The organism is Mesorhizobium loti, from assembly GCF_003148495.1.
Lineage (GTDB): Bacteria > Pseudomonadota > Alphaproteobacteria > Rhizobiales > Rhizobiaceae > Mesorhizobium > Mesorhizobium loti.
In genome coordinates this window covers 68,508-85,178 of sequence record NZ_QGGH01000008.1, presented here as the reverse complement: position 1 = coordinate 85,178, position 16,671 = coordinate 68,508, and the positions used below count along the sequence as shown (strand labels likewise).

The window sequence follows — 16,671 nt, the reverse complement described above, 5'->3', positions numbered from 1 at the left end:
ACCGACATCACTACCGTAGGCACTACTACCGCTACTCAAATACCGACATGCTATCGCATCTAGCCCGCTGCCTCCACGGTGGCGGGCCTGCCTTTTCGTTCGCAGATTGCGGCAGTCCATTAATGGTTATTGGACTGCTGGAAGCCGGCCACGTCGTATTGAGATACGCTCTTCGGATTCTTTGAGTTCTGCGGCTGCTCGCCAGCGTAGTGTGTTCCCGCATTACCAGCTGGGTTGAAGGCTGAACCCGGAGCAGAGCTTGCGTGGCCTGGAGTGGCACTTCCTGTTTGAGGGGTTCCGATCGTTTGATTGGGCTGACCTGTCGTGCCTGTTACGGTGTGGACGTTGGCGGCGAAGGCCATGCCAGTGGAGGCTATGAATAAGCCGGCCATCATTGGTGTGAGGAGATGTTTCATGGTGTTCCTCCTAAAGCATTGGGTTTCAGGAAGGGCGCTCGGGTCTTTATGAGCACCCGGCGAGTTAGACGTCATGTGCCAGGAACGCTTTTCGGACCGCTATTCGTCCCGAGCATCGCGAATCTGTGATGTCGCGCGACATTTCAACGTTTCTTCGCCTTCGGCGTGATCTCTTCGACCCGCACCTTGTCGCCGATCTCCTTGGCCGCCGCCAGGGCTTCGGCCTTGTCTTTGGCGTCAGTACCGTGCGCCAGTGCGGTTTCTCGAATGCGCTGACGATGTAGGTTGTGGCGAGCTTGTCGGGTATCTCTTCCTCTGATCGATGAAAACCCGCGCCATGGAGCGACCAATGGCGCGGGCCGGCTGACGGTTAGCCGACCAGCCTTTCGCCGGATGCCAGTGACAACATCCGAGCATGAACTTAACTATTCGAAACGGCTAATGTTCCGTTCGAGCCAGCGGATCATCGCTGCGCTTGAATGTCGGTTTCCAGTCGCGGTTGCTCTTCGCCTGGATCCCTTCGTAGACAGGAACCACCGTGAAAAACACCGACCGGCGGTCGCGAGGTTCGAATCCCATCGCACTCACCATTGCTCACTCATTCGCAAACACCAGCGAGACATTGCCGCCGGCGTGGCGCTCGAGCCGGCCGGCGAGGTCGAGTTCCAGCAGCACCATGAAGACCTGGGCCGGGTGCAGGCGCGTGTGGCGGATGATCTCGTCGACCGCCACCGGTGTCGGGCCGAGCGCCTCGATGACGCGGGCGCGGTCGCTTTCACCGGGCGGTGGTGTGGCCGAGAAGTCGGGCGGCTCTTCGAACGGAGGCACGTCGGGCGCTCGCATGCCGGTCAGCGGGGCGATCGCCCTGGAAATATCCGATGCCTCGGTGACCAGGGTGGCGCCATCCTTGAGCAGGCCGTTGCAGCCTGCGGCGCGTGGATCGAGCGGTGAACCCGGTACGGCGAAGACCAGCCGGCCCATTTCGCCGGCAAGCCTGGCGCTGATCAGGGATCCCGAGCGTTGCGCTGCCTCGACCACCACCAGCCCAAGGGCCGCACCCGCGACAAGGCGGTTGCGGCGCGGGAAATCCTGGGCGCGCGGCTGCCAACCGAAGGGCATTTCCGAGATGACGGCGCCGCGCTCGGCAATGTCCTGACACAGGCCGGCATTTTCAGGCGGGTAGGGCAGGTCGAGGCCTCCGGCCAGAACGCCGATGGTGCCAGTCGCCAGACTGCCCTGATGCGCCGCCGTGTCGATGCCGCGGGCCAGGCCAGAGACGATTGCATAGCCGTCGCGGCCGAGATCCGCCGCCAGCATGCGCGCCATCTTGATACCGGCCAGCGATGCGTTGCGGGCACCGACAATGGCGATCCCCGGCAGCCGGAAGACGGCGGCATTGCCTTTGACCGCCAACAGCGGCGGCGGATGGTCCATGTTGCGCAAGAGGGGCGGATAGTCAGGCTCACCAATGCCGACAAAGCGCGCGCCAGCCTTTCGGGCCGTTTCCAATTCGGCCTCGGCTTCCGCGATCGCTGGGATGCGGGCAATGCGGTTGGCGCCGCCCGAAATCATCAATTCCGGCAGCATTTCCAGTGCGACTTCGGCCGAACCGAAGCGGTTGATCAGGTCGCGAAAGGAGGCGGGGCCGACATTCTGGGTGCGAATCAGCCGCAGCCAGCTGAGCCGCTGCCGGTCGCTGAGGCGCGGCCCGGCGGTCGGCTCGCTCACCTCGGCGGCGCGCTCGCTCACCCCTTGGCTCCGATCTTGCCCTCGGTGCCGGCAAGCAGGCGGGAAATGTTCTCCCTGTGCTTGATGAAGACGATGATGCTCATCACTACGAACAGTCCGGCAATTTGCGGTGTACTCAGGACATAGAGCGCGATCGGCACGACGACGGCCGCCGTCAGCGCCGCCAGCGAGGAGAAACGGAACAGGAAAGCCACCACCAGCCAGACGACGGCGAAGATCAGCGCCACCTGCCAGGCCAGGCCGATCAGCACGCCGAGATAGGTGGCGACGCCCTTGCCGCCCTTGAACCCGAGCCATACCGGGAAGAGATGACCGAGAAAGGCACCGAGACCGGCCCAGATCGCCAGGTCAGGCGCAAAATGGCCTGCAACAAGCACGGCGGCCGTGCCCTTCAGCGCATCGAGCAGCAGCGTCGCAGCGGCAAGGCCCTTGTTGCCGGTGCGCAAGACATTGGTGGCACCGATATTGCCGGAGCCGATCTTGCGCACATCACCAAGGCCGGCCGCGCGCGTCAGCAGAAGCCCGAACGGAATCGAGCCAAGCAAATAGCCAAACACAAGCGCTGGGATGAGGCTGTAAGTCATTGTTTCCCCCGCATTTCCCCAGTTTGACCGGATCAGGCGCGGTGCGCGTTTGCCGGCTCAGGCGGAAAACACTGTGCGGCCCGCAACCAGCGTTTGCAAGACCTTGCCTTGCAGCCGCGCGCCTTCGAAACAGGTGTTTTTCGAGCGCGAACGAATGCCGCTTTCGCTGACGATCCAGGGTTCGTCGAGATCGACAAGCGCAAGATCGGCGACAGCACCCGGCTTCAGCGTGCCGCCGGGCAGTCCGAACAGTCTTGCCGGAGCCGTGGACAGGGTCTCGATCAGCCGGAGCAACGGCACGTCGCCATTGTGGTAGAGCCGCAATGCCGCGCCCAGCAGCGTCTCCAACCCTATGGCGCCGGCCGCCGCGTCGGCGAAAGGCAGGCGCTTGGTGTCGACGTCCTGCGGGTCGTGCGAGGAGACGATGATGTCGATCGTGCCGTCCCTGACCGCCTCGATCATCGCCAGCCGATCTTCTTCGGCGCGCAGAGGCGGCGTCAGGCGAAAGAAGGTGCGGTACTCGCCGACATCGTTTTCATTCAGCGACAGATTGTGGATCGCGACGCCTGATGTGACAGCTGCACCATCGGCTTTCGAGCGCGTCACGGCGTTTGCCGCCATCGCCGTCGAGATCTTTGCCGCATGGTACGAACCGCGCGTCAGCCGCGCCAGCGCAAGATCGCGCTCCAGCGGAATGGATTCGGCTTCGCGCGGAATGCCGGAAAGGCCGAGCCAGCTTGCGTAGAGGCCTTCATTCATTACGCCGGATGACCCCAGGTCGGCATCCTGCGTTTCATGCACGACGGTGGCGCCGAAGTCGCGTGCATAGGTCAGTGCGCGGCGCATCACCAGCGCGCTCGATATGGTGTGGCGGCCATCGGTGAAGGCAACGGCGCCTGCTTCGCGCAGCAGGCCGAACTCGGTCATCTCGCGCCCGTCAAGGCCCTTGGTGATTGCCGCTGCCGGAAAGACGTTGACGCTTGCCGTGTCCTTGGCGGTGCGCAGCACGAACTCGACCAGCGCGACATTGTCGATCACCGGGTCGGTATCGGGCATCATGACGATGGAGGTGACGCCGCCGGCCGCTGCCGCGACACTTGCCGATGCAATGGTTTCGCGATGCTCGCCGCCCGGCTCGCCGATGAAGACGCGGCCATCGATCAGGCCGGGAATGATCGCCTTGCCGGCGCAGTCGATAACGGCCGCGCCCTCGGGGGCGCCTTGGTTCAGCGCTGCCTTGCCGGCGGCGACGATCTTGCGGCCATCGACGATGACGGCGCCGACTTCGTCCATGCCGCGCGAGGGATCGACAATGCGGGCGCGCTCAAAAACCGTTATGCTCATGCGCCGCGGCCCTCATGGTTGCGGCGCGGGTCAAGCAGGGCTTCCATGACGGCCATGCGCACGGCAACGCCCATCTCGACCTGTTCCTGGATGACGCTTTGCGGACCATCGGCGATTTCCGAGGCGATCTCGACACCGCGGTTCATCGGCCCGGGATGCATCACCAGCGCGTCGTCCTTGGCCGCCTTCAGTTTCTCCGCATCGAGGCCGAAATAGCGGAAATACTCGCGCACCGAAGGCACGAAGGCGCCTTCCATGCGCTCGCGCTGCAGGCGCAGCATCATCACCACGTCGGCGCCCTTAAGGCCTTCGGCCATCGAACGAGTGACGATGACACCCATCTTCTCGATGCCGGTGGGCAACAGCGTCGACGGCGCGACGACACGCACCTGCGCGCCGAGCGCGTTGAGCAGCATGATGTTCGAGCGCGCCACGCGCGAATGCAGGATATCGCCGCAGATCGCCACGATCAGCTTCGACAGCGGCCCCTTGGCGCGGCGGATGGTCAGCGCATCGAGCAGCGCCTGTGTCGGGTGCTCATGCGCACCGTCGCCGGCATTGACGACGGAGCAGCCGACCTTCTGCGCCAGCAGCGCCGCCGCGCCCGCCGATTGGTGGCGGATGATCAATATGTCGGGCCGCATGGCGTTCAGCGTCATCGCCGTGTCGATGAGCGTTTCGCCCTTCTTCACCGAAGAGCTTGCCACCGACATGTTCATGACGTCGGCGCCGAGCCGCTTTCCGGCAAGCTCGAACGACGACTGCGTGCGCGTCGAGGCTTCATAGAAGAGGTTGATCTGGGTGCGGCCGCGCAGCGTCGAGGTTTTTTTCTCGGACTGCCGCGAGATCGCGACTGCGCGGTCCGCCCTGTCGAGCAATAGCTCGATGTCGGCGGGGGAAAGGTCGCGGATGCCCAGAAGATGGCGGTGAGGGTAGAGTGGCAGGGACGAAGCGTCGGTCATCTCAAGGCGCTGCTATAGGGTGGAGATTTTGCGGCTGCAAGCGCCAGCTTTGGATTGGAGCCGTTCTCCTCAATTTTTTCGTGTAGATGGCCGATTGTATCGGCCGGTATTTTCATCGCGCGCGCTGCATGGCTTGGCTATATCTAGCCGACAGCCTCGGATTCGTGGCTTTCTGACGATAGAAGGATTGGGCGTGACCGACGACGTGACCAACCAGCCGCCGCCGCTGACGGGCGGCAACGCCTGGCGGGGCGATCCGTTGCTGATCCAGCTCGCGGAGCGCTTTTCCGATCCGGTGCGCAAGGATCTCGACGGGCTCGGCCGTTTCGTGCTGACGCAGGAGGCGCAGGAACTGGCGCGCCTCGCCAATGTCGAGACGCCGAAGCTCAGGACGCATGATCGCCAGGGCCGGCGCATCGACGTGGTCGAGTTCCATCCCGCCTATCACGCCTTGATGCGCCGCTCGGTGGCCAACGGACTGCATTCCTCTGTGTGGGAAAACGGCGACGCCGAGATCGGCCGCCGCCATCAGGTCCGTGCCGCCCGGTTTTACCTCACCGCAGAGCTCGAGACCGGGCATCTGTGCCCCATCACCATGACCAACGCTTCGCTAGCGGCGCTGATGGCCAGCCCAAAATTGTTTCGCGAATGGGCGCCGCGCGTGACGACGCGCAAATATGACCAGAGCCAGAAGCCGCCGGTCGAGAAGACCGGGCTGACGCTCGGCATGGGCATGACCGAGAAACAGGGCGGCACCGATGTGCGCGCCAATGTGACAAGGGCGGAACGCGCCGGCAGCGGGTTTTATCGCCTGACCGGGCACAAATGGTTTATGTCGGCGCCGATGTCGGATGCGTTCCTGGTGCTGGCGCAGGCGCCGGAGGGGCTGTCATGCTTCCTCGTGCCGCGCGTTCTCGGCGACGGCTCGGGCAATGGCTTCCGCTTCCAGCGGCTGAAAGACAAGCTCGGCAACCGCTCCAACGCGTCCTCCGAAGTGGAATTCGTCAACGCCATCGGCGAGATGGTCGGCGAACCGGGTGCCGGCGTGAAGACGATCATGGACATGGTGACGCTCACCCGGCTCGATTGTGCCATCGCATCGTCGGCGATCATGCGCGCCGGCCTCGCCGAGGCTGTTCATCATGCCCGCCACCGCCAGGTGTTCGGCTCAACTTTGATCGAGCAGCCGCTGATGCAGCGCGTGCTGGCCGACATGGCGCTTGATGTCGCCGCAGCCACCGCACTGTCGTTCCGGCTGGCGCGGTCCTTCGACGAGGCGGCGAGCGATCGCGGCGAAGCGGCGTTTGCCCGCGCCATGACGCCAGTCGTCAAATACTGGGTCTGCAAGATCGCGCCGCCGTTGCTCTATGAGGCGATGGAGTGTCTCGGTGGCAATGGCTATGTCGAGGAGGCGCCACTCGCCCGCTATTATCGCGAAGCCCCGGTCAACGCGATCTGGGAAGGCTCGGGCAATGTTATGGCGCTCGACGTGCTGCGTGTGCTTGGCCGTGCGCCCGGCCTGTTCGAGGATGTGCTGGCCGGCATCGACCGCGATCTCGGCGCCGGCGGGCGCGGCACGATCGGGGTGCTGAAGGCGGCGATGCAAGTCGCTTCAACCGACGAGGGCTCGGCCCGGCTGCTCACCGAACAGCTGGCGTTGTCGGCGGCAGCGGCGGAATTGCGCCGGCTGGGGGCAGGGCGAATCGCCGACGCTTTCGTCGAGACGCGCCTGGCAGGCCAATGGCGCAATACCTATGGCATGCTCGATTCGCGCCACGATGCGCGCATGATCATCGACACGCTCTATCCGCCGGTGAATTGAGCCGCGAGCATCGCAAAAACCGGCGCCATCCACGGTTTTGAGGCGTTGGTCTGTATCCTCACGCGTATAGCTAATCGCCGTTAACCTTAACAAATGGTTTCCGTTGCGATGGCGAGCGGCAAGGCCCACTGTCCCGGCGAAAGCAGGGAATGGTTCAAATTGGCCGTCCCTTGCTTTGCGAAGCAGGAATACCGATGCGACAGGTACTGACCTCTTTTCTGGCGTTGCACTGGGCGATCGTTTTCGCCCTGCTTGCGCTCATCTGCATCGACGGAAACCGCGGCGTGGCGGCGGCGCTCGGCGTGTTGGGTACCACAATCGAGGGTACCCGCTTCGTCGACCTCGACAACGTCGTTGTCGTGGCGCCGCTTGCCACCGCATTGCTTGTCGTCTCCGTGCTGTTCTTCTGGGCCTTTGTCGAAGCCCTGATCAACGACGCAGCCAGCCCTGGCGCTGACAGCGTTGCCCGCATCGCCTTCATCTCCGCATCCGGCGTGTTGTCGCTGATCGTCATCGGTGGCGCCGCGCAAGGCATCAACGGGCTGTTCATGGCTGTCGCCGTGCAGTTGGCAGCACTTCTGGCGTCCTATGTCGCCATGCTTGCCGAGCGGCGGTCCGTGGTTGCGGCAGCGGCTTCGGGCGAGGGCGAAGTCCGCGCCGTCGCGCACGGCATGGCAAAGGCCGCGGCCCACAATTCGCTGCTTTCACTCATATCGGGCCGAACGGTCTCTAAGACGGGCTCCAATCCCAGGGGAGGCCGCTGATGCGTTACATCTTCGCATTCTGGGCGGCTCCGATGGCGATTTTCTGGGGCTGGTTCTACCTGTCGGCCAATGACATGAATTTCGGCTACACCATGCTCAGCCGACAGATGCACGACTTCTTCTTCCAGCTCTATGGTCAGATGCTCGGCATCGATCCGGCGATCATTCCCGGCATGGTGGCGAAGACGTGCATCTTCGACGGGTTTCTGCTGATGGCGCTGTGGGCATTCCGCCGTCGCCGCGAAATCGCCGGCTGGGTCAAACAGCGCTGGGCGGGTCCGATTCCGTTCGAGCGGATGCGTGGAGCGACTGAAGCCGGTCCAAAACTCCCTGCAGAATAAACGCGGCTGCCGCCGAATCGATCTTGCCGGCGCGCTTGCGGCGCGAGAAATCCATCTCGATCAGCGTCCTTTCGGCCGCGACCGTCGATAGCCTTTCATCCCAGAGCACGAAGGGCAGGTCGCTCATCTGCGCCATGTTGCGGACGAAGGCGCGCGATTTCTGCGCACGCGGCCCTTCCGACCCGTCCATATTGATCGGCAGCCCAATCACCACCGCGCCGGCATTCTCCTTCTGCAGCAAGGCGAGCAGGACCGCCGCATCGAGCGAGAATTTCCTTCGCATGATGACCGGGCGCGGATGGGCGAAGGAAAACCTCTGGTCCGAGATCGCGACGCCGATCGTCTTGTCGCCGAGGTCAAGCCCTGCCAGCGTCTTGCCGCCGGCCAGCCGCGCCGGCAATTCCTCTATCGTGATAATGCCCAACGGCCGTCCTCACCTTTCACCGCCATGTGTTCTCTCAAACGCACAACGGACACAGTAACCCTTTGATCTCGGGGCTATCGGCGTTCTATCCTTTGGCACGCCAAAAATCGAGGAATGCATTTATGAAACTGACCTGGTACGGCCACTCGGCCTTTCGTATCGAAACGGCTGACGCCAAGATCCTCATCGACCCCTATCTGATCGGCAATCCGTCCTGGACGGGCGGCTGGGAGGGACCGGCTGAGGGCATCACGCATGTGCTGTTGACGCATGGCCACAGTGACCACATCAGCGGCGCCGTGGAAGTGCTCGGCAAAAGCGGCGCCCAGCTGGTCGCCAATTTCGAGATCTGCATGTATCTGGTCGGCAAGGGTGTCAGCGACAAGAAGATCAACCCAGGCAACATCGGCGGCACCGTCGATTGCGGCAGCTTCACCACCACTTTCGTCCAGGCGCTGCACTCGTCCTCGTTCCCTGGTGAGGGCGGCCAGAACACCTATCTCGGCAATCCGGGCGGCCTCGTCCTGCATTTCCCGGAAGACAAAACGCTCTACCATATGGGCGACACCGACATCTTTTCCGACATGGCGCTGATCAACGAGTTGCATGAGCCGAAGATCGGGGTCGTGCCGATCGGCGATCGCTTCACCATGGGCGGTGCGGTGGCGGCACTTGCCTGCCGCCGCTTCTTCAAGTTCGACACAGTGGTTCCCTGTCACTTCGGCACCTTTCCGATGATCGATCCGACCGCCGACAAGTTCGAGGCCGGCCTGGAAGGATCCGGCATCAAAGTGGCATTGCCGAAAATCGGTGAGACGATTACAATTTAGAGGCAGCTAAAGCGGAATAAATCCATGGTGTTGGGACGATCTCTTTGCGTGTCCATGTTGGTCGCGGCGTCGCCCGCGCTCGCAGCGGATGATTTCATTGAGGGCGTCTACCTTCAGTCCGAGGAGCTTTGCAAACAGGCCAAAAAGGACACGCTGCAAACGCTGATCGACGCCGGCAACATCGTGCTTTCGGCGCACGGGCTGCAAGGCGTCGAATACAATTGCGAGTTCCTGCAGGTCAGCAAGGCGGCGGCTTCGCCGAGCTGGGCGGTGACGGCCATCTGCCAGGAACCGGGCTATGTCTTCCCGGATGTCCTCTCGGTGACGCAAATGAACGCCAAGCAAGTCGATCTCGTATCGGTCCGGCCGGTCGACGACGAAAGCGAGGCACGCGGCAACAGCGGCAGCTACTATCTGTGCGACGGCGTTGCCCTGCCATGACGATGCTGCAAAGGGTGAGTGCACTTCTTCGCGGCGAGCGGCCCGTGTTCCGAAAACTGGAACTGCATGTCGCGCATGGCTGCAATCTGTCCTGCGAAAGCTGCTCGCACTACTCCAATCACGCCCATGCCGGCACCGTCTCGCTCGAGGAGGCGGACCGCTGGATGGGGCTTTGGAGCCGACGGGTGTCAGTGACGCGCTTCAGCCTGCTTGGAGGAGAGCCCAGCATTCATCCGCAACTGCCGGGCTTTGTCGGGTTGGTGCGGCGGCACTGGCCGCGTGCCCATATAGAGATCGTCAGCAACGGCTTCTTCCTGCATCGTCACCCGTCGCTGCCGGCGATCCTTGCCGCCGATCCCGATGCACGGTTGGTCGTGTCGGTCCATCATGATTCCGAGGATTACCGGGAGAGGCTGAAGCCGGTTTTCGAATTGCTGGAGGGATGGCAGCGGAACCACAAATTGCGTCTCGAGATACGCCCTTCGGACAAGAACTGGACCCGACGCTACGAGGGCTTTGGCAATGCCATGTTGCCATTCGAGGACCGTGACACTCGCGCCAGTTGGGAAATCTGCCCGGCTCGCCACTGCAAGCAACTGCATGACGGGCAAATCTGGAAATGCGCACCGCTGGCCTATCTGCCGATGCAGAACGCGAAATATCGCCTGTCGGAGAAATGGGATCCCTATCTCGCCTATCGGCCGCTCGAACCGGGCTGCTCCGAGGCCGAATTGCAGGCATTCGCCGCGCTCGAGGACGAGGACGCGTGCGGCATGTGTCCGGCAAAACAGCGCTTTTCGAATTGCCTAACCCTTTGCGTCGTCCCAAGGACCGGGTGAGCACTGCGGCCTAATGCACGTCGCCCAAAAGTGGTTCCGGTTTTGGGAGAACGACGTGCATGAAAACAAAGACCTAAAGCGCGTCGCTTGAATCCGTTCAAACTCGACGCGCTTTAGGCCTAGCACCCGGCACGATGCATGTTGCGCAGCGCGCGCGGCGCCGCTATAGCCCGAACTGGTTTTCCCCGAGGCAGAAACATGTCCGTAGATCTTCAGACAGTGAAGCGCGTCGCGCGTCTCGCCCGCATCGCGGTGAGCGAAGAAGATGCCAAACGCATGACCGGCGAGCTGAACGCCATTCTGGGCTTCGTCGAACAGCTGAACGAGGTCGACGTTTCCGGCGTCGAGCCGATGACCTCGGTGACGCCGATGGAGATGAAGAAGCGCCAGGATGTTGTCACCGACGGTGGCAAGGCGGCGGACATCGTCGCCAATGCGCCAGCGACCGAAGAGAATTTCTTCCTCGTGCCGAAGGTAGTGGAGTAGCCGGCCGATGGCAATCGAGATCGCCATTGAAACGCCGCTGCAGGACGATGTGCGCGGGCTGGTCAAGGAACTCAACGAGACCTTGCTCGAACTGACGCCGCCGGAGCACTGCTACCATCTGACGGTCGAGCAGATGGCCAGTGAGGATACGACCGTTTTCATCGCCCGCGATAATGGCCTGGCCATCGGCTGCGGTGCGCTGAAACGCCATGACGGCGCCATCGGCGAGGTCAAGCGCATGTACACGCGGCCGTCGCATCGCGGGCAGAAGATCGGCGCCAGGATCGTCGAGCGGGTCGAGACGCTGGCACGCAATGAGGGGCTGAAGCGCCTGGTGCTGGAGACGGGCGATCGTCATCCCGCCGCGTGGACCGTCTACGAACGCGCCGGGTTTTCGCGCTGCGGCCCGGTGCTGGATTATCCCGATTCCGAGTGGTCGGTGTTTTACGAAAAGAGCCTTTGATGAGCGACCTGACCCAGCTGACGATTTCACAGGCCCGCGCCAAGCTGCGCGGCAAGGAAATCACCGCGACCGAGATTACCGAGGCCTATCTCTCGGCCATCGATCGCGCCAATCCCGCGCTCAATGCCTATGTCGCGGTGACCGGCGACAAGGCGCGCGACATGGCCAAGGCGTCCGACGCAAGGCTGGTCAAGGGCGAGGGCGGTGCGCTGGAAGGCATCCCGCTCGGCATCAAGGACCTGTTCGGCACCGAAGGCGTCCATACGCAGGCCTGCAGCCATGTGCTCGACGGGTTCAAGCCGCGCTACGAATCGACCGTTACATCAAATCTATGGGCCGACGGCGCCGTCATGCTGGGCAAGCTCAACATGGACGAGTTCGCCATGGGCTCATCCAACGAGACGTCCTACTATGGCCCGGTGATCAACCCGTGGCGGCGTTCGCGCCTCGACACGGTGGTGATGCCGACAACGCATCAGGGTGACGGCGGCTTCGTCTCGGCCGGCGGCACCAGGACCGCCCGCAGCCTGGACAATGCGCAACTGGTGCCGGGCGGTTCTTCCGGCGGTTCGGCAACCGCAGTCTCCGCCTTCCTGTGTGCCGGCGCGACCGCGACCGATACTGGCGGTTCGATCCGCCAGCCGGCCGCCTTCACCGGCACCGTCGGCATCAAGCCGACCTATGGCCGCTGCTCGCGCTGGGGCATCGTCGCGTTCGCCTCGTCGCTCGACCAGGCCGGACCGATCGCCCGCGACGTGCGCGATGCCGCGATCCTGTTGAAGTCGATGGCGTCCGTCGATCCGAAGGACACGACGTCGGTCGACCGGCCCGTGCCGGATTATGAGGCGGTGATCGGCAAGCCGATCAAGGGAATGAAGGTCGGCATTCCCAGGGAATACCGTGTCGACGGCATGCCCGAAGAGATCGAGGCGCTGTGGCAGAAGGGCATTGCCTGGCTGAAGGACGCCGGCGCCGAGATCGTCGACATTTCCCTGCCGCACACCAAATACGCGCTGCCCGCCTATTACATCGTGGCGCCCGCCGAGGCTTCGTCCAACCTCGCCCGCTATGATGGCGTCCGCTACGGCTTGCGCGTGCCGGGCAAGGATATCGTCGACATGTATGAGAAGACCCGCGCCGCCGGTTTCGGCCGCGAGGTCAAGCGCCGCATCATGATCGGCACCTATGTGCTGTCGGCCGGCTATTACGACGCCTACTATTTGCAGGCGCAGAAAGTGCGCAATCTGATCAAGCGCGATTTCGAGACTGTTTTCGCCGCCGGCGTCGATGTCATCCTGACCCCGGCGACGCCATCCGCCGCCTTCGGCATCGCCGACGAGGACATGGCTGCCGATCCGGTCAAGATGTACCTGAACGACATCTTCACGGTCACCGTGAACATGGCCGGCCTGCCGGGCATTGCCGTGCCCGCCGGGCTCGACGCCAAGGGCCTGCCGCTCGGGCTGCAACTCATCGGCCGGCCGTTCGATGAGGAAACCCTGTTCCAGACCGCTGCCGTCATCGAGCAGGCGGCGGGCACATTCCAGCCGGAGAAATGGTGGTAGCATGCCGCCCCCGTCTCGCATTTCCATCGTCGAGACGGGAGACGAACTGCTGATTACCAACCCACCACGCACCACGGATTTCAGGACGGGCTTCGTTCTGATTGGGGCCGGGATCGTTGCCTACACCGGCTACATGGGATTGACCGACACGTCGCCCGCAACCGTCGCCAGCGGCACTCTCGGCCTGCTGTCGTTCGCGGCGATCATTGCCCTTTTCACCTATTTCCTCGGCAAGGATTTCATCTGGCTGGTATTCGGCAAGGAAACCCTGCGGCTAACCAACGCCGCAGCCGTGCGCGACGTCAGGGGTTCTTTGCGAAATCGTTCGTCATTGCCTTTGAAAGGGCACCTTGAGACCGAAATCCTCGACCATACCTATCCAACGGATGAAGCGGGGCTGTCGGAAGTCATCAGGTTGACCAACACGAACGGCGTCCTTGTTTTCGGCAGGGAGCTGAGCCGACCCGAGGCCGAGGCTGTGACGAGTGCCGTCGAGCACTTCATCGGTCGTGAGAATTCGAGCCGACGATAGGCAGCCAATGTTCTTCTATCTCTCCAAGATCTTCTGGTTCTTCATCCAGCCGCTCAATCTGGCGATCTTCCTGCTGCTGGCGGGACTGCTCGCGGCCATGATCGGCCGAAGGCGGTTGGCGGCCACCGGCGGCGTGCTGGCATTTCTGATCCTTGCGCTGTCGGCCTGGACGTCGCTCGGCGCCATGATGCTCAATCCGCTCGAAGAGCGCTTTGCGCGCCCGCCGCTGCCGGAAAAGGTCGACGGCATTGTCGTGCTCGGCGGCGGTTTTGAGGGCGCCATCAATCTGGTGCGAGGCGGCTATGAGCTGAACAGTGGCGGCGATCGGATGGTCGAGACAGCGGTTCTGGCCCGGCGCTTTCCCACGGCCAAGGTGATCGTCTCCGGCGGCACCGGCGAGTTGTTTCTCGAAGGCGAGGGTGACGCCGCCACGGCCCCTCGCTTGCTCACCGCGCTTGGCGTGACGGCCGATCGCCTGATCCTCGAAAACAAATCCCGCAACACCTATGAGAACGCGGTCTTCACCAAGGAGTTGGTAACGCCGAAGCCCGGCGAGACCTGGCTGCTGGTGACCTCGGCTTTCCATATGCCGCGCGCCAAGGCGCTGTTCGACAAGGCCGGTTTTGCGACTGTTCCCTGGCCGGTCGACTATCGCACCTCGGGCAAAGAAGGCATCGGCCTGTTCCGCGACAATCCAGCCGATTCGCTGCAGGCCACCACCATCGCCATCCGCGAATGGATCGGGCTGACCGCCTACTGGCTGTCAGGGCGGATCGATCAGCCTTTTCCGAGCCCTGGCGGCTGACCGATCACCGCCTGTCTGGCGGCCGAGAAGAACTGGCGCCTCACCAGCACCGCCAGCAGCAACAGCGTTGACAGCACGAACACCATGGGGTCGACGAACCAGCCGAGATAACCGATCGAGAAGAACACGCCGCGCAGGCCGGAGTTGAAGTGTTTTCCGGCGAGCATGTTCATTTGCGCCGCCCGCCACACCGCCGTCTCGGTGACCGGATTGCGCGAGGCTTCGCCATGCGGGATCGGCACCGCGCCGATCAGGATCGTGCAATAGTTGAACAGCCGGTACGCCCAGCCGAATTTGAAGAACGAAAACGCCAGGATCAGCACCAGTCCGAACACCTTTATCTGGAAGGCCGCGCGCGACGGCGCACCACCCAGGGGCAGGTCGCTGAGCACTTCAAGAACCCGGTCGGACGCGCCGAGCAAGGCAAAACAGCCGCCGATCGCGATCAGTGAGCTGGAGGCGAAGAAGGCGGTGCCTTGCTGCAGGCCACTCATGATGGCAGTGTCGACGATGCGGATCTCGCGCTCGGCCATGGTCCGCATCCAGGCTTGCCGCTGTGCATTCATCGCCGTCGTCAGCGACACGCGGCTGACAAGCTTGCCGTCGGAGGCGAACGTGTGCAGCAGCCATGCGACGAGGAAGAAGGCCAGCGCCGCGAGATCGGCTGTCGAAAGATCGAGGGAATCGCCCATGGCTTGAATTTATCACATTCAGCCCGATCGCTTCGATCTTCGCATACAGCGATCGGCACCAATGTCGCTGCCGGAGCAAACAAGGTCGGCGGGCGCAGCGCCGCGATTTCCAAAAGAGCGGAAACATCCTGGGAATTCCTATATGTAGTCCTCGACTGACTCCAGGAGACAACGCCGCGTGTTCCTTTCGGTTTTCGACCTGTTCAAGATCGGCATAGGACCCTCGAGTTCGCACACGATGGGGCCGATGACCGCCGCGGCGCGGTTTCTCGACGAGGTCGCGGGAAATGACTGGCCCCGTCCGGCGGGTGTGAAGGTCGACCGGCTTGGCGCCAGCCTGCACGGGTCACTCGCCTACACCGGCATCGGTCACGGCAGTGATCGCGCCGTCATCCTCGGCCTTGCCGGCCTGACGCCGCAGACGGTCGATCCCGATCAGGCCGATGGCATTGCCAGCCGCATCACCGCCGAAAAGCGCATTTCGCCGCCCGGCCATCCCTCCTATCGCTTCGATCCGGCCATCGATCTGGTGCTCGACCGCAAGACGCCGCTCACCGGTCACGCCAACGGCATGGCGTTCTACGCCTATGACGCTGGCGGCCGCCTGCTGCTCAAGCGCATCTATTATTCGATCGGCGGCGGCTTCGTGGTTTCGGAAGAAGAACTGCAGCGGATGAAGGCCAAGGGGTCGGTTACGACAGAAGGCAAGAAAGTGCCTTATCCTTTCAAGAATGCGGTCGAGATGCTGGCCATGGCCGGCAAAAGCGGCCTTTCCATCGCCGACATGAAGCGCGTCAACGAGGAGACGCAGATGTCGCGCGAGGCGCTCGACGCCGGCCTCGACGGCATCTGGAGCGCCATGAAGGGCTGCATCGACCGCGGCCTGTCGCAGGATGGCATCATGCCGGGCGGGCTGAAGGTGCGCCGGCGGGCGCGCATGCTGCACGACAAGCTGCAGGAGCAGTGGCAGCAGAACAAGCCCAATCCCTTGCTCGCCAATGACTGGCTGTCGATCTACGCCATGGCGGTGAACGAGGAGAATGCCGCCGGCGGCCGCGTCGTCACCGCGCCGACCAACGGCGCTGCCGGCACGCTGCCGGCGGTGCTGCGCTACTGGTTGCACTTCCATCCGGAGGCCGATCAGCCGAGCATCCGAGATTTCCTGCTGACGGCCGCTGCCGTCGGCGGCATCATCAAGACAAATGCCTCGATCTCCGGCGCCGAGGTCGGCTGCCAGGGTGAGGTCGGGTCGGCGTCGGCGATGGCGGCGGCCGGCCTGTGCGCCGTCATGGGCGGCACGCCCGAGCAGGTCGAGAATGCCGCCGAGATCGCGCTCGAACATCATCTCGGCATGACCTGCGATCCGGTCGGCGGCCTGGTGCAAGTGCCGTGCATCGAGCGCAATGCGCTGGGCGCGGTCAAGGCGGTGACGGCCGCGTCGCTGGCCATCAAAGGCGACGGCACCCATTTCGTGCCGCTCGACGCGGCGATCGAGACCATGCGCCAGACCGGCCTCGACATGAACGAGAAGTACAAGGAAACCAGCCTTGGCGGGCTCGCCGTCAATGTCGTGGAATGCTGAGGGCTGGCCTAAACCGCCACTGTGGAGAAG

Annotated in this window: 20 protein-coding genes; 12 read left to right on the top strand and 8 right to left on the bottom strand. The window is 63.3% G+C overall.

The window, feature by feature from the left end; translation table 11 throughout:
- Positions 1-119: 119 nt before the first annotated feature.
- The 6 genes from C8D77_RS25245 to C8D77_RS25225 all read right to left on the bottom strand — a co-directional run bounded on the left by C8D77_RS25245 (position 120) and on the right by C8D77_RS25225 (position 5,055).
- Positions 120-416 carry an adenylate cyclase gene (locus tag C8D77_RS25245; RefSeq protein WP_206438728.1) on the bottom strand — a complete coding sequence of 99 codons (297 nt, stop codon included), beginning with the start codon at positions 414-416 and terminating at the stop codon, positions 120-122.
- 143 nt (positions 417-559) lie between these two features.
- On the bottom strand, positions 560-766 hold the full coding sequence (locus C8D77_RS37690; protein WP_170136814.1) for a hypothetical protein: 207 nt from the start codon (positions 764-766) through the stop codon (positions 560-562).
- A 244-nt stretch (positions 767-1,010) separates the two neighbouring features.
- Positions 1,011-2,144, bottom strand: coding sequence for a DNA-processing protein DprA (gene dprA / locus C8D77_RS25240; protein WP_109669367.1), 1,134 nt, complete (start codon positions 2,142-2,144; stop codon positions 1,011-1,013).
- 17 nt (positions 2,145-2,161) lie between these two features.
- Positions 2,162-2,749 carry a glycerol-3-phosphate 1-O-acyltransferase PlsY gene (gene plsY / locus C8D77_RS25235; protein ID WP_109669109.1) on the bottom strand — a complete coding sequence of 196 codons (588 nt, stop codon included), beginning with the start codon at positions 2,747-2,749 and terminating at the stop codon, positions 2,162-2,164.
- Positions 2,750-2,806: 57 nt separating this feature from the next.
- Positions 2,807-4,093, bottom strand: coding sequence for a dihydroorotase (locus C8D77_RS25230; protein WP_109669107.1), 1,287 nt, complete (start codon positions 4,091-4,093; stop codon positions 2,807-2,809).
- A complete protein-coding gene (locus C8D77_RS25225) occupies positions 4,090-5,055 on the bottom strand; it encodes an aspartate carbamoyltransferase catalytic subunit (protein ID WP_056587495.1) in 966 nt (321 codons plus the stop codon). The genes C8D77_RS25230 and C8D77_RS25225 overlap by 4 nt, the downstream gene beginning before the upstream one ends.
- 193 nt (positions 5,056-5,248) lie before the next feature.
- On the opposite strand from C8D77_RS25225, the gene C8D77_RS25220 reads away from it, so the two are divergent.
- The 3 genes from C8D77_RS25220 (at position 5,249) to C8D77_RS25210 (ending at position 7,982) form a co-directional block, all read left to right on the top strand.
- Positions 5,249-6,877: a DNA alkylation response protein gene (locus C8D77_RS25220; protein WP_109669365.1), complete on the top strand. Its 1,629-nt coding sequence runs from the start codon at positions 5,249-5,251 to the stop codon at positions 6,875-6,877.
- A 194-nt stretch (positions 6,878-7,071) separates the two neighbouring features.
- On the top strand, positions 7,072-7,641 hold the full coding sequence (locus C8D77_RS25215; protein ID WP_109669105.1) for a hypothetical protein: 570 nt from the start codon (positions 7,072-7,074) through the stop codon (positions 7,639-7,641).
- The gene (locus C8D77_RS25210; protein ID WP_109669102.1) at positions 7,641-7,982 is read left to right on the top strand and encodes a DUF6105 family protein; all 342 of its coding nucleotides are present in this window, start codon (positions 7,641-7,643) and stop codon (positions 7,980-7,982) included. The genes C8D77_RS25215 and C8D77_RS25210 overlap by 1 nt, the downstream gene beginning before the upstream one ends.
- On the opposite strand, the gene ruvX is transcribed toward C8D77_RS25210, so the two are convergent.
- Positions 7,900-8,406, bottom strand: coding sequence for a Holliday junction resolvase RuvX (gene ruvX / locus C8D77_RS25205; protein WP_109669100.1), 507 nt, complete (start codon positions 8,404-8,406; stop codon positions 7,900-7,902). The genes C8D77_RS25210 and ruvX overlap by 83 nt on opposite strands.
- A gap of 122 nt (positions 8,407-8,528) precedes the next feature.
- Between ruvX and C8D77_RS25200 the strand changes: the two genes are divergently transcribed.
- From C8D77_RS25200 to C8D77_RS25160, 8 genes are all read left to right on the top strand, one after another.
- The gene (locus tag C8D77_RS25200; protein WP_109669097.1) at positions 8,529-9,236 is read left to right on the top strand and encodes a metal-dependent hydrolase; all 708 of its coding nucleotides are present in this window, start codon (positions 8,529-8,531) and stop codon (positions 9,234-9,236) included.
- 54 nt (positions 9,237-9,290) lie between these two features.
- Positions 9,291-9,677 (top strand): hypothetical protein, encoded by a 387-nt coding sequence (locus C8D77_RS25195; RefSeq protein WP_164757647.1) that lies wholly within the window; start codon positions 9,291-9,293, stop codon positions 9,675-9,677.
- Complete coding sequence (locus C8D77_RS25190) at positions 9,674-10,516, top strand: radical SAM family protein (RefSeq protein WP_215732081.1); 843 nt, start codon at positions 9,674-9,676, stop codon at positions 10,514-10,516. The genes C8D77_RS25195 and C8D77_RS25190 overlap by 4 nt, the downstream gene beginning before the upstream one ends.
- 198 nt (positions 10,517-10,714) lie before the next feature.
- On the top strand, positions 10,715-11,002 hold the full coding sequence (gene gatC / locus C8D77_RS25180) for an Asp-tRNA(Asn)/Glu-tRNA(Gln) amidotransferase subunit GatC (RefSeq protein WP_109669093.1): 288 nt from the start codon (positions 10,715-10,717) through the stop codon (positions 11,000-11,002).
- 7 nt (positions 11,003-11,009) lie between these two features.
- The gene (locus C8D77_RS25175; RefSeq protein ID WP_109669091.1) at positions 11,010-11,465 is read left to right on the top strand and encodes a GNAT family N-acetyltransferase; all 456 of its coding nucleotides are present in this window, start codon (positions 11,010-11,012) and stop codon (positions 11,463-11,465) included.
- Positions 11,465-13,030 (top strand): amidase, encoded by a 1,566-nt coding sequence (locus tag C8D77_RS25170; RefSeq protein WP_109669089.1) that lies wholly within the window; start codon positions 11,465-11,467, stop codon positions 13,028-13,030. The genes C8D77_RS25175 and C8D77_RS25170 overlap by 1 nt, the downstream gene beginning before the upstream one ends.
- Before the next feature lies 1 nt (position 13,031).
- Positions 13,032-13,562 carry a hypothetical protein gene (locus tag C8D77_RS25165; protein ID WP_109669087.1) on the top strand — a complete coding sequence of 177 codons (531 nt, stop codon included), beginning with the start codon at positions 13,032-13,034 and terminating at the stop codon, positions 13,560-13,562.
- Between the two features lie 7 nt (positions 13,563-13,569).
- A complete protein-coding gene (locus tag C8D77_RS25160; protein WP_109669085.1) occupies positions 13,570-14,367 on the top strand; it encodes a YdcF family protein in 798 nt (265 codons plus the stop codon).
- Here C8D77_RS25160 and C8D77_RS25155 read toward each other — a convergent pair.
- Positions 14,340-15,059, bottom strand: a complete 720-nt coding sequence (locus C8D77_RS25155; protein WP_109669083.1) for a DUF599 domain-containing protein — start codon at positions 15,057-15,059, stop codon at positions 14,340-14,342. The two genes, C8D77_RS25160 and C8D77_RS25155, sit on opposite strands and share 28 nt — an antisense overlap.
- 178 nt (positions 15,060-15,237) lie before the next feature.
- Here C8D77_RS25155 and C8D77_RS25150 point away from each other — a divergent pair, with 178 nt between their 5' ends.
- Entirely contained in the window at positions 15,238-16,641 is a 1,404-nt protein-coding gene (locus C8D77_RS25150) for an L-serine ammonia-lyase (protein WP_109669081.1), read from the top strand.
- The last annotated feature ends 30 nt before the right edge of the window (positions 16,642-16,671 follow it).